Below are 16,055 nucleotides of genomic sequence, written 5' to 3'. Positions count from 1 at the left end.
TCGGTGGCGCCGGATGAGGGGGATGCCTCAACCGGCGCTGCGGCGTCGTCCTATTCCAGCGGCTTCAAACCCGCTTCGATCTGGGCCCGTTTGCCTTCAAGGAAGGGCGGCAAGGCCAGGGTTTCACCCAGGCTCTCCATCGGTTCGTCGGCGGCAAAGCCGGGAACGTCTGTGGCGATTTCGAACAGAATGCCATTGGGTTCGCGGAAGTAGAGCGAGGTGAAGTAGAACCGCTCGACCTCGCCCGAGGAGCGAATGCCGAAGCCGTTCACCCTGTCGATCCATTCGCGCAGACTGTCTTGGTCAGGCGTGCGGAAAGCGACGTGGTGGACGCCGCCGGCGCCGGGCCGGGCACGAGGCAGGCTGGGATCGACCGCGACATGCAACTCTGCCGCCGGACCGCCGGGTCCCATTTCGTAGACGAAGACCTCGCCATTGCGCTCGCGGGCCGGATAGTGGCGCACCTGGCGCATGTTCATGACGCGCGTCAGCATGGCGTCGGTCGGTTCCAGGTTCGGCACCGAGAGCGTGATCGGCCCGAGGCCGATGATCTGCTTGTCTGCGGGCACGGGCGATTTGGCCCAGGGCACGGTCTTGTTCTTGTCATCGACGACCAGGCGGAAGCGCTGTCCTTCAAAATCCTCGAAATCGAGCGAGAGATGACCGAAGCGTTCCTTGATGGCGCTGGCGCCGACATTATTGGACTGCAAGTGGTCCTTCCACCATTGCAGGGTTTCAGCGCTATCCACGCGCAGGCCGGTGCGGCCCACTGTATGGTTGCCACGGCTTTCGCGCAGCGTGTTGAAATCGAAAAAGGTCAGGTCCGCCCCGGGCGAGGCCACGCCATCGCCATAGAAGAGGTGATAGGCCGAGGTGTCGTCCTGGTTCACCGTCTTCTTGATCAGGCGCATGCCCAGGGTCTGGGTGTAGAATTTCAGGTTCCGCGGCGCGTCTGCGGTTACGGCCGTCAGATGATGGATGCCGCCAAGTTCAAGGGTCATGTTCAATACTCCTCTTGAGGCGCCAAATGCGCCGCTGTTGAACAGAATGTAGAACCGACGGATTTGGTTATCCAGCGAGCCAATCGCGACGCACTGGTGCTGATCTTTGAACAATTGAGCCCGGGACACGCCTGTCGCACAGTTTTCGCACAGGCACAGAATGCGCCGCTTGACAGAGTGAGCCGCCAAACCTTAGTAAGGCGCGCGTCGGCCAACCACCGACGGCCTCTTTTGGGGCGGAGTAGCTCAGTTGGTTAGAGCAGAGGAATCATAATCCTTGTGTCGGGGGTTCAAATCCCTCCTCCGCTACCATCGGCCCCGCACAATGCTGGATTGCAGCGGGGTAGATATCCCGACTCGCAGGCACTGTGCGCAAGCCTCGACTTTCACGTGCATGCAACGAGGCCGGGACTGCCGATGGGGCCGGGTTCCCCAGGTGTTAGCCGGGCGCTTCTGGCGTGGTTGGATAGGCAATGCCTGTTCACACCTGGCCACGGCCTATAGTCTTCCCGCGTCTGCAGGCGGTGAGTGGAGACGGCATGTTGAGGGTTCTGTTGCGCTCGATAGCGGTGGCGCTGGTGCTTGTCGCGATATCGGCTGGCGATGCGTTTGCCGCGGCGGTTTCGTTTCCCGAATTGTCCGACCCTGTTCCGGGGAAAACGGCCATAACCTATGCGGACCTCGTTCGGCTTGTGGTGCCATCCGCAGTCGGCGGTGCGCTCCCCCTTGACGATCAGGCGCCGCGTCGGGTGAGGCATATTGAAGATGGGTACGATATCACGCTCGGATCAGATGATTTTCGCGGGTTTGCGGCAGTGTCCGTGCGCTCCGGCGAGCTGGACCGCGTTGCATTGTTGCTGGATTTGGGTGAGCCGGAATATGCGATCGGATCGGCCGTATTGGCGCTATTCGACGTGTCGGGCGCACCTGCGCTTCTTGACGCGGTCGACGTCGCGTTCGACCGGCATACATCCTTTGCCGATCCGGCGCGGATATCAGTGGGGGAAGCGAACGATCTGTTGGTGGTCCTCAGTACCCATCACAATGCCGGCCAGTCATACGCCATCGCCACGCCGATACTTGTGCTCGACGACCGCTTCGAAGCGGTCGACACGATTTTCATGCTTGGCGAAAGAAGCTGCGCCTATGAGCGGACACAATCGCTCAGCGTTCGACAGGGACCCGGCGAGCCCTTCGCCGATATCATTGCGACCGTAGCCGACGCGGTGGTGGAAGCGTCCTATTTCGAATGCGGTGAAGCGACCTTTCCGGCGCCCCAATCGCGCATGATCACGGTCACCTATCGCTGGGATGGCGCCACGCGGAGATATCTGCCGGATTCGGACGCCTTCGACCGGCTGGCGAGCGAGAATGAAGAGCGGCTCTGATCGCCCGCTGCGCGCACTGAAGCGCGCTGGAATGGCGGCGTGCTGATCACCGATTGGAGCGCCTGCCTTCCAGTCCCCTCGGCTCTCCACTGCTACTGCATCAGGTCGAATGCATCGCCCCAGGTGTCGGATACCGAATAGCCCAGCGGATAGGGATCGGTTGGATCCACCCCGATCTGGTGGATACCGTGGATCCACGCCCGGCCGGAAATTACCGGCTGCACTGCCGGGCGGCCGGCAACGCTTGTATCGCCGGCATAATGCACCTCAAAACTGGAATCGATGATCGAGCGGGCGGTGAAGCGGTCGCCCGGCCTGGCCAGGCCCCGCGCCGCAGCCACGGCCAGACGAGCCGAATTGCCGGTCCCGCAGGGCGAGCGGTCGATGCGGCCGGGCGGCATGATGGTGGCGCCCTTGAGTTCGCCCTCCTGGTTGTGCCCGACAAACATTGTATAGGAAATGCCCTTCATATCGGGCAGTTCGGGATGAGCAATGTCGAGCTGCGCATTGACGGCGCGATGGATGGCGCTGCCCGCTTCGACCAGCTTCCTGGCCGTGTCCGGCCTGATTTCCAGCCCCAATTGAGCGGGGTTGATCAGCGCGTAGAAAATGCCGCCATAGGCAATGTCGAGCCTGACCTGGCCGTAGCCTTCCACCTCCACCACCGCGTCGAGTTGATGGGCATAGGAGGGGTTCATGGTCAGCGTGACCCGCTCCACCTTGCCGTCGCGGCAGCTCGCGCGGGCGGTCACCAGGCCAGAAGCGGTATCGATCCGCACCAATGTTTCCGGTTCCGCCATAGGCAACATGCCGGTTTCGAGCAGGACGGTGGTCAGGCAGATCGCATTGGAGCCGGACATGGCATGGGCCTTGTCGCCCTGCAGGATAATGAAGCCGATATCGGCATCGGGACGGGTTGGCGGAAAGACCAGGCAGGTGCTCATCTGTGCCGAGGCGCGTGGTTCGAAAACGAGGAAGCGGCGCAGGCTGTCGTCCACCTCATTGAGGTGCCTGAGCTTGTCGGCCATGGTAGCGCCGGGAATATCGATCACGCCGCCGGTGACGATCCGTCCGACTTCCCCTTCGGCATGGGCCTCCACCAGGGTTACAGTTTTCGACCAGCGCATGGCGGTTCCTCAAACAATGCTGTCATTGCGGCGCTTCATCCGGGCTGCCGCGGGGCGTTGCGGGACCCCGCCAACCGGCCATTTTTTTGCCCAAAGCGGTGCAGCTCATAGGGCGAGGGGTCTATGTCGATGGCCGCGTCGGAGATGAGCGCGGAGACCAGGCGGGCCGTCACCGCACTCAGCGTCAGGCCAAGATGGCCGTGACCGAAAGCATGTACGATCCGTTCATCGCCAGGATGCGGGCCGATGACGGGAATGGAATCGGGCGTCGAGGGGCGCCGGCCCATCCATTCGGTGCCGCCCTCGGGCAGGCTCGGCACATAGCGCCGCATCTTGATCCGCATGGCGCGGGCCCGGGCGTAGTTGGGGCTGGTTTCCGGCCTCGCCAGTTCGACGGCGCCGCCAACCCGCAGGCCATCGACCAGGGGCGTGGCGACAAAGCCGTGATCGGCAAAACCGATGGGCAAATTAAGGTTCCAGCCGAGATCGCTATAGGTGGTGTTGTAGCCGCGCTCGGTTTCGAGCAGCACCTTGGTGCCGAGCGGCCGCACCAGATCGCGCGACCAGATGCCGGCCGCGACCACGACCTTGTCGAACAGCGCAGCGCTGGTGGGTGTATGCACGGTGATCCCGTCTTGGCCCTGCGACAGGCGCAAGACGCGTTCGGCCACCATTTCTGCCCGGCCAGCCACAAAGGACTGATAGGCCCGCAGCACGGTCAGCGGGTTCGTCGCTGTCCAATAGCTGGGTTGATGTATCGCGCCGGCAAATTGCCCCTCCAGCCGCGGTTCGAGGTGTCGCGCCTCCTGCGGCGTCAGTACGGCATAGTCGAAATCGAGCAGCTCCCGGACCTGCTCGGCCTCTTGCTTGGCCGCCACCAGGCTGGCCATGCTGTCATGCAGCGACATATACCCAGTCTGGCGCAGATGATCGGTCAAGCCAATGGCCTCGCCCAAGGTCCGATGGTCGGCGAGCGCGGTTCGCATCAGATTGCTCAGGGCCGTCCGCGCCTGGCTGACATGCGATGGCGTGGCGCGCGCCAGGAAGGCGATGAGCCATGGCAACAGCGCCGGAATGTCCAGCCAATGCAATGTCAAGGGACCGAGCGGATCGAGCAGCCATTTCGGAACCTGGCTGAACATGCCCGGGCTGGCAATCGGCGCAATTTCGGGCAGGGCGATCAGGGCGGCATTGCCCGAGGATGTGGGCAGGCCATGTGGTTCGGGCTCAAAGCTGATGACATGGTGGCCATCGATAATCAGCCGCGCGGCGATCGTCGCCCCGATTATGCCGGCACCGACTACCGCGACTTTTGCCATTAGCGGGCAGCCGCCGTCAGGGACATGCCGGTCACGGTCGAGCGGGCGAGGTACTCCTGGATCTGGGCGACAATCTGGGCGGCATGGGCCGCGGCAATTGCGTCGGCGCGGTCCGCGTCACCGGCCTCGATAGCCACAATCATCTGTTCATGCTCGTCAACATAGCGCCGCGGCAGCTTGTCGTCGAAGGAGCGATAGTAGACGCGCAGGATCCGGCGGCCTTCATCGAGCAGCCGGCCGAACAGGCCGGTAAAATAGCTGTTGCCGCCTGCTTCGGCGATGGCCATGTGAAAATCGCGATTGGTCTGGATCATGCCCAGCGCATCGCGGTTGGCCACCGTCCCGGCATAGAGGGCGGCCAGCTTTTTGATCTGCACCAGGTGATCCGGGGTCCGATGCACCGCGGCCGACCGCGTGGTCACGCGATACATCAGTGTCAGTGCCTCAAAATAGACCGGCAACTGTTCGAAATCGATCGTTGCGACCACGGTATTGCGATTGGGCAGTGTCTGGGCCAGGCCCTCGGCCACCAGGCGCACCAGAGCCTCGCGGATCGGGGTGCGGGACATGTCGAACTGTTCGGACAGCGTCATCTCGTCGAGCGGGCTGCCGGGCTCGAGCCGCAATTCGAGAATGGCTTGCTTGAGCGTTTCATAGACGGTGCGCGAGCCCTGTCCGCGCACGCGCGCTCTCGAACCACTGCCTGTCTTTCCGGGTGCCTGGATGCCCGCCTCGTCCATGCCCACCTCGTCAGCGCCGATAGGCCTGTATCGCGCCGGGAAGCGTGTTCCATTGGGCATACCAGGCCTTGAATTGCTCATACTGCGCCTTCGCCCAGGCGCGCTGGCTGGGCGAGAGCTCGTCAGTGGCATTGAAATGCAGTTTGTACGCCGCTTCACCCTGCAGCTCGAGCATGTACTTGTAATACAGAACCAGATCGGGGCCCTCATCCCAGGATGAAAGTACCTCGAGCGCCTCGCCCAGTTCCCGGGCGCGCTGGCGCGCTTCAAGGTCGCCCGCGGCGGCGGCCCTGCAGAGGGCCACCATATGCAGCACCTCCCTGGGCAGGGCATTGCCGATGCCGGTAATCGTGCCGGTAGCGCCGGCTTTGACATAGCCATGATAGACGCCGGTATCGACGCCGGCCATCAGCACTACGCTGTCATCGGCACTGGTAATATGCTCTGCGGCATAGGTCATGGCCCTGTTGCCGCCGAACTCCTTGAAGCCAACCAGATTGGGATGCTTTGCGCGAATCGCAAAGAACAGATCAGCCTTGGTCTCGAAACCGTAATGTGGGCTATTATAGATCACGGCCGGCAGGTCCGGCGCGGCTGCGAGAATGGCCTCGAAATGCAGCTTCTGCGCAGCGGGTGAGCTGCCGCGCGAGAGCACGCGCGGAATGACCATGAGACCGGCTGCACCGACCTTTTGGGCATGGGCGGCATGGGAGACGGCGGACGCGGTATTGACTGCGCCGGTCCCGACAATGACCTTGAGCCCGGCCTCCACCAGACGGGTCACGCCCTCCCGGCGCTGCGCATCGGCCAAGAGCGGCCAGTCGCCCATCGAGCCGCAATAGACCACCGCTGACATCCCGATATCGACAAGCTCGCGGGCTTTGCGGACCAATTCGTCGAAGTCCGGCATGCGATCAGGCGTGCAAGGGGTCATGAGCGCCGGAATCACGCCGGTGAAGATGCTGCCGCTCATCGTTCTTCCTCCTTGGACACTACTGGTCGGGTGCAACTGCTACAATGCTGCCCAAGGCCTATCGTCTTGTATTCTGTTTGTCGACAGAATTATCGCCGTTGAGGCCGACAGGCTTCCGGCCGGCGCGGTGCCATCGCCCTTTGAGAGAAAGGAGGCGAAGGGCCCGTAATCAAGCTGATGGTGAGATGCCCTACAACATGAACGCAGCCAAATCATCCATGTCGGTCGCCCGCTCGTCAGTGGTGTCTGCGGTGGCTGCATCTTCGGGGAAGAGCCGGTCGTGGATATGGCGCTCGGCTTCCATCGTGTAGCTTTTGCGCAAACCGGCCAGCACATTGCCTAGTGCCGGCGATATCTTCTCGGGGGGCGCTTCGGGGCTGAGCGATGCCGTGGCGATGGCGATGTCGTCTAGGGCTTCGGCCATGGCTGACTGGCCCGAAAGGCCCTGGGCTGCTTTTTCGAGCAAGTCGATGACCTTGGGGCCGTCGCTATTGAGCCGGCCGAGTGCGGCGGCGAGATTTTCGTCGAGCCTGGAGAGGATGTCGAGCGCCAGGGTGGCCTGACCTTCAAGCTCGCTGATCTGGCCGCTCCCCTGGTCCGAGGCGGCGCCGAACGACCCGGCCAGGGCCGAGGATTCATCGAGCCGCGCCATGGCCGCTTCGGCCGCGACGACGGTTTCGCTGGTCAATTCGCGCAATTGGGTGGCGATGACGGTCAGCGAGGCGCCGCGCGGTCCGAGCTGGGCGCAACGCACCGCGGCGTTGAGGCTGACCAGGCGCATATTGGACTCGATTTCCTGCACCGCCTCGACATGCTCAAGCAGCGTTCGCACCGTATCCTGTACGGCATGGGCGACCGTTTCGAGCTTTTCGCGTTCGGTTTCGAAATCTGCCAATATGGTCACGGCCTTGCGCAATTGGGCATTGAGGCTGGCCACGGACGAGCCCTTGCCGGTTTCGTCGCCATGAAAGTCGCGGCTGCGGGCCATTATGATGCCGGCATCGGCGGCAAGGGCCGCCAGGTCGGCCTCGGCCTGTTGCACCTCTTGGGCAAAGCTTTGCGCGATATTGGCGATTTGCTGCTGCTGCAGGGCGGCAATGCCCGCTATGGCCGGCGCCTTGGTTTCGTCCGCTAGCGTCTGTCCAAAGGCCGCGCCGCCCTCGACCAGATCGGCCAGTGATGTCAGGGCCAGTTCGGCATGTTCAATGCGCTGGCGCGTCGCATCGCCCACTTGCAAGGACATGACGGCGCTGCCGATCCGTCCGACGATCTGTTTGGAGACGCGGCCGGTTTCCGTGCTGCTCTCCAGCGCGGTCGCGCGCTGCCGGTCGAGAGCAGATAGCGTTTCAGCCAGGCTCCTGCCCAGATGGGTCAGGGTATCGGCATGGGCCGCCTCAAAGCGCGCTCTCTGGTCGGCGGCGCGGTCGACCTCGGTGGTGAGCTGGCGATAGACCTGGGCGAAATCCTGGATCGTTCGGCTGGCCGAGTCGGACAGGGTGGCGATATCATTGGTGAAGACGTCGAAATCGTCACTGTCGCCCACAATGCCGGCCGCTGTAACGCGCGCATTGACCGAGACGATACCCATCATTTTGACCGTCCGCCTGAGATCGGCGATAGGCGCATTGGCTGCGGCAACGACCTCACCAAGCCTCATCAGATCACCCTTCTCCTGGGCGAAGGTTGCGGCCAATTGCTCGGCACGGGTGGCCACGGTGCGCAAATGGGCGCTGGCTTCTTCCACCTGTGCGCCGCCCAATGCTTGGGGCAGCGCTTCGAATAGCTTGGAGAGCTTGTTGAGCAGCGCCGCGCCCTCGGTCAGACGGCCACCGACGGCGACGAAGGCGGCTTCAATATCCTGGCGCGGGCGCTCCAGGTCTTGAACAAGGCGTCGAATGGTTTTTGGGTCGGCAGATTGGGTCACTTGCTTGCTCCGGCCGAGGCGCTATGCGCGGCGATTTCGCCGGCCATCCTGGAAAGGGGGAGAATGCGGGCGGCGCCGCCGCGTTGAATGGCTTCCTTGGGCATGCCGAACACCACGCAGCTGGCTTCGTCCTGGGCAATGGTGGGACTACCCATCTGGCGCATTTCGAGCAGTCCCCGCGCACCGTCATCGCCCATGCCGGTGAGCAATATGCCCATGGCATTGCGGCCCGCAGACTGGGCGGTGGAGCGGAAGAGCACATCGACCGAAGGACGGTGGCGGGAAATATGGGGTCCTTCCTTGATCGAAACGGTATAACGCGCTCCGTTCCGGACCAGTAGCATATGCAGATTGCCCGGGGCGACCAGCACCAGGCCGGGCTGCACCAGGTCGCCGTCCTGGGCCTCCTTGACCCTTACGGCGCAACTCATGTCCAGCCGGCGGGCGAAGGCGGTCGTGAACCGCTCTGGCATATGCTGCACGATCAGAATAGGCGGGCAATTGGCCGGCAGGGCCTCCAGCACTTCGCGCAGGGCTTCGGTGCCACCGGTCGAGGCGCCAATGGCGACAAGGGGTTCGGTTACCGGCATGCGGGCGATCAGGCTTTCCCGCCTTGCGTCGGAAATGGGCGGGATGATGGCGTCGGCGCTCAGCTTAGCCTCCACCTTCAGGTCGGCCGCGGGCTGACGCAGCACCGGCGAGGGTTTGGCCAGACCGCGCATTTTGGCGTGCGCGGCGGCCTTGGCGGCATCGCATATGCGCATCCGCGACTCCTGCAGGAACTGGGCGGTATCGACGCGCGGCTTGGCAACGACATCCACGGCTCCGGCCTCAAGCGCCTGCATGAAGGCGTCCGAGCCATCCTGGGCAAGGCTGGAACAGATCACCACCGGAATGGGGCGCTGGGACATGATCTTCTTGAGGAAGGTGATGCCGTCCATGCGCGGCAATTCGATATCGAGAAATATCACGTCGGGCACTTCCTGGCGGATGCGCTCGACGGCCACATAGGGGTCGGCCGCCGTCGCCATGACCTCAAGGTCGGGATCGGCCGAGATGATGTCGGAGAGTGTGGTGCGCACCGAAGCGCTGTCGTCGACAATCAGGACGCGGATCTTGTCTTTCATCGCTTCGGTCCGCCTCACGTCTTCTGGAACACGGCCGGTGCGACCTGCCGCATGGTGATCGAAGTGCCGACCATAGATTCGGAATGGCCAAGAAGGAGATAACCGCCGGGCCGCAAGTGTCCCACGAGCCGGGAAATGACGGCGGCCTGATCGGCCTTCTCGAAATAGATCAGCACATTGCGCAGAAAGATAATGTCGACGTCGCGGTCATAGGGATAATTGGTATCCATCAGGTTGAGCTGGTCGAAACGCACCAGGCGACGCAATTCGGGCACGATGCGAATATCGGGCCGGGCGCCGGGACGGCGGGCATGCATGAGATAGCGCGATTGCATGCCCGGCGGCACGGGCATCACCAACTCGGCGGGATAGATGGCGCGGCGGCCGGTTTCGAGCACATCGGTTGAAATGTCGGTGCCCAGCACGGCAAAGCGGAAGTCGCGTCGTTGCGCAGCCATGTCGGCCAATACCATGGCAATGGTATAGGCCTCGGCTCCTGTAGAACTGGCTGCGCTCCAGACCTTGAGCAATGGCATGCGTTCCTGGCGCCGCTCGATGAGGTCGGCCACCAATTGCTTGTGCATCAGCTCGAAATGTTCGGGCTCGCGGAAAAAATCGGTTTTGTTGGTGGTGACCGCGTTGATCAGGAAGGTGATCTCGCTCTCCAGGCCATCCTGGCGAAACAGATAGTCGGCATAGTCGGAAAAACCAGGCAGATCGAGCGCGCGCAGGCGCCGGCGCAACCGTCCTTCGACCATCAACCGTTTCGTGGGGGGCAATTTGATGCCGACCTGCCTGCTGATCAAGGCCGAAATCCTGCGGAAATCGGCGTCGGTGAGGTGGTCGTCTTCATCAAGTCGGTGTGCAAGGGCAGCCAATTGAATACTCCGATAGGCGGGAGCGGGGCCAGCCTGGGGCCGGCCGCCGATTGGGTCAGGCCGCGCGGGTGGCGGGCAGGGGCGTGCTGCCCAGCAGGCGATCCAGATCGAGCACGGTGACGAATTCGCCATTGCGCCGGCCGATGCCCTCGATCACCTGGTCACCCCAGCCGGCCGAAATGGGCGGTGGCGGATCGAGCGTTTCATGGTCGAGCACGGTAACCTCGAACACCCGATCGGCCCTGAGGCCTAGGGTCAGGATACCGTCCTGACCGTTGATGGCGAGCACCACAATCCGGGTGTTTTCGGTATCGGGTGCCGTCTCCATGCCCAGGGTCAGGCGCAGGTCGAGCACAGGGACACCCTCGCCGCGCACATCGATCATGCCGAGCAGGTTGGCCGGGGCCCGCGGCAGGCGGGCGACGGGCCGCATGTCGAGGATTTCGAGCACTTTGGTGACCGGCGCCGCGAAGATTTCCTCCGCGACGCCCAGGGTCACATATTGGGCTTGTTCAGCCATGGCTTTATACCCGCTCAGGCCGCGCCGCGACGGCTGAATTCACCGTCGAGATCGTCGCCCGCATCGCCCATATCGAGGTCGAACCCGCCATTGCTCATGGCCTTGGCCTTGGCTGGTTTGCCGGCCTTTGGCGCCATATGCGGCGCCTTGGCGAGAATGGCTGCCTTGAGGTCGACCTTGGCCGCCGGGGCATCGGATGCCACGGCCGCGATCGAGGCGGGATCGATGCGGAAGTAGCTGATGGCGGACTGGAGCTGTTCGGCCTGGCTGGCCAGCTCTTCGGAGGTCGCCGACATTTCCTCGGCGGCCGAAGTGTTCTGCTGGGTCACCTTGTCGAGCTGCTGGATGGCGGTGTTGATCTGGGCGGCACCAGCATTCTGCTCGCGGGAGCCGGCGGAGATTTCCTCCACCAGTTCGGCCGTGCGCTGAATGTCGGGCACGAGCTTGGAGAGCATTTCGCCGGCCGATTGGGCAGCCTTCACCGTCGTGCCCGAGAGCGTCGAGATTTCGGCGGCGGCGGACTGGCTGCGTTCGGCCAGTTTGCGGACCTCGGAGGCCACCACGGCAAATCCGCGACCATGCTCGCCGGCGCGGGCGGCTTCCACCGCCGCGTTGAGGGCCAGCAGGTCGGTCTGGCGGGCGATTTCCTGCACCACCATGATCTTGTCGGCAATGGTCTGCATGGCAGCCACGGCATTGTTGACGGCGTCGCCCGAGGCAATCGCGTCGGCAGCGGACTGACGCGCGATCTTTTCAGTCTGGGAGGCATTGTCGGCCGATTGCTTGATGGTGGCAGCCATTTCTTCCATCGACGCGGACGCCTCTTCGGTGGAGGAGGCCTGTTCGGTGGCGCCCTGGCTCAGCTGCTCGGCAGTCGCCGACATTTCCTGCGATCCAGCCGCGACATTGCGGGTGGCCGAGGTAACCTCGGTTACCACTTCGCGCAGCTTTTTGGTCATGGCGTTGAGGGTCTTGATCAGGTCGCCCACTTCGTCGTCGCTCTTGGCCTCGGCGCTGGCCGAGAGATTGCCGTCGGCCACTTCGTCGGCCAGGCGCACGGCGCTGTTAAGGGCGCGGGAGATCGAAACCACGATCCAGGTTGCGGCGATGGCGGCGATCAGTGCGGAACCGACAAGCAGGCCGATGAGCAGCATGGTCGAGGTCTGGTAGAGCGCGGCGGCCTCGGCCTGGGCTTCCTCCATGACCACGGTATTGCGGTCGATCATGGCCTGGAGGACTTCATTGGCTTCACGGCGCAGCGTGTTGATGGTCTGCATTTCCTGGAGCGCGAAATAGTCGCCGTTCTCCATCGATACGGCGACGGCCTTGTCCATGGCCGCAACCATGTCGTCATAGGCCGCGCGGGCCGCATTGAAGAGCCCCATATCGGAGGCCGGCATGGTGCGCTGCAGTTCGGGCAGGCGCTCGGCATTGGCCTCTACGCCGGTCAGGTAGTCCGCATGCCACTTTTCCTGCAATTCGCGATCCTGTGAGGCGGCGAGCAGGACATTGCGCTGCTGGCGGAACATGTCGGTGCCGGTCAGGAACATTTCGGTCGCTGCCTGGTAGGCGGAGAAGGCCGAGAGATCGCCGGCATCCACCTTGCGCTGCAGCGAAGTGCGCAGGGCGGCCATGGTTTCCTCAAACACACCGAGCGAACCGCTGCCTTCGCTGCGGCTGATGGCCAGGGCCGTTGCATCGGAATTTTTCAGGGTCAGTTCCTGGCCCCGTCCCACGGCCGAATGGAGATCTTCGACCTTGGCGAGGAAGGCCGGCAATTCCTGCTTGATGACCGTGTCCATGGTGTTGGCTTCAAGGAAGGCATGACCGTCGATAAGTTCGCGATAATCTTCCTCGAGCGAGGCGATATAGCCTTCTTTTTCGGCCTGGTCCTTGGTGATGATCTGAGCGCGCACGCGCGAGCCAAGGCTTTCCAGGCTCGTCTGCATCTGCGCCGAGCGGATCAGGTTTGCCGAACGCACCTCGACAATGGTTTCCAGCTCATTGTTAAGCGTGCCCAGATTTTGCAGGGCGATGAACATGCTGCCGGCAGACAGGGCGACGACAACGCCGAAGACGGCTGCCAGTTTTGTCTTGATAGTCAGTCTCACGATGCAGACCTTTCTTCTGATGCTGCGACAGGCGCGTTTCTTGTGCCTGGTGTTTCGAAAATGCGTTCCATATTGGGGATGATGATGAAGCCGCCATTGCGCTTGCCGATGCCCTTGATGAATTCGGGGCGCCAGCGCATGCCGACCTTTGGGGCTTCCTCGATAGAGGCCGCCTCGATATCGGTAACGTCATGGACCTTGTCGGCGAGGATGCCGGCAATGGTGGGTTCGCCTTCCATATCCACTTCCATCACGACGATGCGCGTATCCTGGTCCGGTTCGGGCCGGTTCATGCCGAACATGACGCGCAGGTCAGCCAAGGGCACCACGCGCCCCCGCACATTGATGAGCCCACCGACGAAGTCGGGCGCGTTGGGCACCTCGGTGATCGGCACGAGATCGAGAATTTCTCGCACGCGGCTGGCCTCGACGGCGAAGAGTTCGTCATCGAGCCTGATGGTCAGCGCCGTCATGGCATTGGCCGATCCGGCCTGGTCCGGTTTTGTGTCCATGGTACTGGCCATGCTCATGCCGCCCTCCCCATCTGGTTGCGGTCCACATAGCCCTGGCCGGCCGCGACGAGATGGGTCGTGTCCAGGATCAGAGCCACGGTGCCGTCGCCCAGGATAGTCGCCCCCGAAAAGGACTTGATGCCTGAATGGAGCTTTGAAAGCTGCTTGATGACCGTCTGGTTGTTGCCGATGATCTGGTCGACCACCAGGCCGACGCGCCCCTCGCCGGACGAGACGATCACCACCTTCTGGTGCGGCTCGCTCTCACCCTTGATCCCGAAGACTTCGCGTAGCCGCAGATAGGGGACCAGTGCACCGCGAATATCGAGGAAATTGCGGCCCTTGGCGTGAGCCTCTATGCCTTCAGGCAGTTCCACGCATTCTTCGACCGCAGCCAGGGGAATGGTGTATCGCCCATTGCCGACCCGCACGAGCATGCCATCGATAATGGCCAGGGTCAGGGGCAGGCGCAGGGTCATGGTCGCGCCCTGGCCGGGCCGTGAGGACACATCGATCGTGCCGCGCAGACCGTCAATGGTGCGCTTGACCACGTCCATGCCGACACCACGGCCGGACAGGGACGTCACTTCCTTGGCGGTCGAAAAGCCCGGCGCAAAAATGAGCTGATAAAGTTCCTGGTCGGTCAGCTTGGTCTCGGGCGTGATGAGCCCATTTTCCTCGGCCTTGGCGCGGATGCGCTCGGCATTGAGGCCAGCGCCATCATCGGCGACGGAAATGGCTACCTCGGCGCCAGAATAGACCGCCGACAGGCGCACGACGCCCTTGCCTGGTTTGCCGGCAGCAGCGCGCTTCTCGGCGTTTTCCAGACCATGGTCGACCGAATTGCGGATAAGGTGGACCAGGGGATCGGCCAGGCGCTCGATCATAGTCTTGTCGAGCTCGGTCTCTTCGCCCGAGGTGATGAACTCGATGGGCTTGCCCAATTCGCTCGACAGGTCGTGGACCAGACGCCGGAAGCGGCTGAACAGCGAGCCGATGGGCACCATGCGAATGCCCATTGTCGTGTCGCGCAGGCCTGAGGACAGACGCTCCAGTTCTTCGGCAATGGTCTTGAGCGCAGTGTCGGAACTCAGGCCGGCAATCTGGCTCAACCGGGCCTGGGCAATCACCAGTTCGCCGACACGGTCCATCAATTCGTCCAACCGCTCGGCCGGCACACGCAGGGAGGAGGCTGCGGTGCGGTCAGCGGTTTCGGCTGCGGCGCCCGGCCTGGCCCGCGGAGACGAGGACGGAGGCGAGGGCACGGGAGCAGCCGGGGCCAGTTCGGGCTCGGCCGGTTCCACCGTCGCAACGATGTCCGGCGCGGCCGGTTCGGCGGTGCTCTCTGCAAGCCGGGTCAGGCTCAGTTCCATATTGTCCTTGAGGAACAGGAACACGTCATCGATGGCCGATGTCGGGTCGTCGGCCTCGATATCGACCCGCCAGCCGATATGGGGTGTTTCCGGATCAAGCACGGCCAGGTCCGGTATGCGGTCGGTCAATGCGGTGATGGTTGCCGGACCGATCTGAGCCAGTTCATCGAGCAGCAGCAGCGGATTGGTGCCATAGATCAGAGCATCGGAGGGCAGGTAAAATTCCAGCCGCCAGGTCGATTGGACGGGGTTGGGCGGGGGCTCGGCCGCAGCGACGGCGGCGGGCTTGGCCGGTTTGGCGGTCGCGGCCTTGGGTGCCGCGGTCTCCCCGGCCACCACGGCGCGCAGATGGGCCAGGATGTCCTCGCCGCCCTCGATCCGGGCGTCGGGCGTCTCGATCAGCAGATGGATGTGGTCCTTGGCTTCGAGCGCCACTTCGATCAGCGCTGTGTTGGCCTGGGTCTGGCCTTTGCGTACCTGGTCAAAGGCGGTTTCGAATTCATGGACGAATTCGGCCACGGCAGTGAAACCGAACATCGCTCCGGAGCCTTTGATGGTGTGCAGCGCCCGGAAGGTGGAATTGACGAGATCGGCATTGGAGGGATCCTGCTCGAGGTCGAGCAGCCCCGCCTCCAGCTCTTCGAGCAGTTCGCGCGCTTCCTGGCGGAAGGTTTCGGTGGGATCGGAAATGTTCATGCACCGGTGACCTTCTTGATGATGGCCAGCAACTGGTCCTGCTTGAATGGTTTGACGATCCAGCCGGTCGCGCCTGCTTCCTTGGCCTGACGCTTGAGCTCGTCATCGGATTCAGTGGTCAGCAGGATGATCGGAATGCCCTTGGAAGAGGGGTGCTGCCGATATTTGCGGATAAATTCGATGCCGTTGAGGACAGGCATGTTGAGGTCGGTCAGAATGGCATGGACCGTATTGGTGGTGGCCACCTCATAGCCCTCCTGGCCATTGCCGGCCTCGAGCACATCAAGCCCGGCGCCGCTCAGCGTCATGGCCACCATCTGGCGGATGGAGGCGCTGTCGTCGATCGTCAGAATGGTCTTGCTCATG

The 16,055-nt window shown here is 63.1% G+C and carries 14 protein-coding genes and 1 tRNA gene; 2 read left to right on the top strand and 13 right to left on the bottom strand.

Features of this window, described 5'->3' with window-relative positions; translation table 11 throughout:
- Positions 1-50 precede the first annotated feature (50 nt).
- Positions 51-1,001 carry a ring-cleaving dioxygenase gene (locus V8Z65_RS14365; protein ID WP_338720836.1) on the bottom strand — a complete coding sequence of 317 codons (951 nt, stop codon included), beginning with the start codon at positions 999-1,001 and terminating at the stop codon, positions 51-53.
- A gap of 235 nt (positions 1,002-1,236) precedes the next feature.
- Here V8Z65_RS14365 and V8Z65_RS14360 point away from each other — a divergent pair.
- Together V8Z65_RS14360 and V8Z65_RS14355 are read left to right on the top strand one after the other, a co-directional pair.
- Positions 1,237-1,313 (top strand) — tRNA-Met (locus V8Z65_RS14360).
- A gap of 227 nt (positions 1,314-1,540) precedes the next feature.
- On the top strand, positions 1,541-2,389 hold the full coding sequence (locus tag V8Z65_RS14355; protein ID WP_338720835.1) for a hypothetical protein: 849 nt from the start codon (positions 1,541-1,543) through the stop codon (positions 2,387-2,389).
- A gap of 92 nt (positions 2,390-2,481) precedes the next feature.
- On the opposite strand, the gene V8Z65_RS14350 is transcribed toward V8Z65_RS14355, so the two are convergent.
- From V8Z65_RS14350 to V8Z65_RS14295, 12 genes are all read right to left on the bottom strand, one after another.
- Complete coding sequence (locus V8Z65_RS14350) at positions 2,482-3,516, bottom strand: proline racemase family protein (protein ID WP_338720834.1); 1,035 nt, start codon at positions 3,514-3,516, stop codon at positions 2,482-2,484.
- 35 nt (positions 3,517-3,551) lie between these two features.
- The gene (locus V8Z65_RS14345) at positions 3,552-4,835 is read right to left on the bottom strand and encodes an FAD-binding oxidoreductase (RefSeq protein WP_338720833.1); all 1,284 of its coding nucleotides are present in this window, start codon (positions 4,833-4,835) and stop codon (positions 3,552-3,554) included.
- Positions 4,835-5,575, bottom strand: a complete 741-nt coding sequence (locus tag V8Z65_RS14340) for a GntR family transcriptional regulator (RefSeq protein WP_338724034.1) — start codon at positions 5,573-5,575, stop codon at positions 4,835-4,837. Before V8Z65_RS14340 ends, V8Z65_RS14345 begins: the two co-directional genes overlap by 1 nt.
- 10 nt (positions 5,576-5,585) lie before the next feature.
- Positions 5,586-6,548: a dihydrodipicolinate synthase family protein gene (locus V8Z65_RS14335; RefSeq protein ID WP_338720832.1), complete on the bottom strand. Its 963-nt coding sequence runs from the start codon at positions 6,546-6,548 to the stop codon at positions 5,586-5,588.
- Between the two features lie 190 nt (positions 6,549-6,738).
- Positions 6,739-8,472 (bottom strand): hypothetical protein, encoded by a 1,734-nt coding sequence (locus tag V8Z65_RS14330; protein ID WP_338720831.1) that lies wholly within the window; start codon positions 8,470-8,472, stop codon positions 6,739-6,741.
- Entirely contained in the window at positions 8,469-9,599 is a 1,131-nt protein-coding gene (locus tag V8Z65_RS14325; protein ID WP_338720830.1) for a chemotaxis response regulator protein-glutamate methylesterase, read from the bottom strand. The genes V8Z65_RS14330 and V8Z65_RS14325 overlap by 4 nt, the downstream gene beginning before the upstream one ends.
- A gap of 14 nt (positions 9,600-9,613) precedes the next feature.
- On the bottom strand, positions 9,614-10,477 hold the full coding sequence (locus V8Z65_RS14320) for a CheR family methyltransferase (RefSeq protein ID WP_338720829.1): 864 nt from the start codon (positions 10,475-10,477) through the stop codon (positions 9,614-9,616).
- A 55-nt stretch (positions 10,478-10,532) separates the two neighbouring features.
- The gene (locus V8Z65_RS14315; protein WP_338720828.1) at positions 10,533-10,997 is read right to left on the bottom strand and encodes a chemotaxis protein CheW; all 465 of its coding nucleotides are present in this window, start codon (positions 10,995-10,997) and stop codon (positions 10,533-10,535) included.
- Positions 10,998-11,011: 14 nt separating this feature from the next.
- The gene (locus V8Z65_RS14310) at positions 11,012-13,108 is read right to left on the bottom strand and encodes a methyl-accepting chemotaxis protein (RefSeq protein ID WP_338720826.1); all 2,097 of its coding nucleotides are present in this window, start codon (positions 13,106-13,108) and stop codon (positions 11,012-11,014) included.
- Positions 13,105-13,638 (bottom strand): chemotaxis protein CheW, encoded by a 534-nt coding sequence (locus V8Z65_RS14305; protein ID WP_338720825.1) that lies wholly within the window; start codon positions 13,636-13,638, stop codon positions 13,105-13,107. The genes V8Z65_RS14310 and V8Z65_RS14305 overlap by 4 nt, the downstream gene beginning before the upstream one ends.
- On the bottom strand, positions 13,635-15,689 hold the full coding sequence (locus V8Z65_RS14300; RefSeq protein ID WP_338720824.1) for a chemotaxis protein CheA: 2,055 nt from the start codon (positions 15,687-15,689) through the stop codon (positions 13,635-13,637). The genes V8Z65_RS14305 and V8Z65_RS14300 overlap by 4 nt, the downstream gene beginning before the upstream one ends.
- Complete coding sequence (locus V8Z65_RS14295; protein ID WP_338720823.1) at positions 15,686-16,054, bottom strand: response regulator; 369 nt, start codon at positions 16,052-16,054, stop codon at positions 15,686-15,688. Before V8Z65_RS14295 ends, V8Z65_RS14300 begins: the two co-directional genes overlap by 4 nt.
- Between the last annotated feature and the right edge of the window lies 1 nt (position 16,055).

It is taken from the genome of Devosia sp. XK-2 (genome assembly GCF_037113415.1).
In the GTDB taxonomy this organism is placed as follows: Bacteria; Pseudomonadota; Alphaproteobacteria; order Rhizobiales; family Devosiaceae; genus Devosia.
This window is presented reverse-complemented; position numbering and strand designations above follow the sequence as displayed.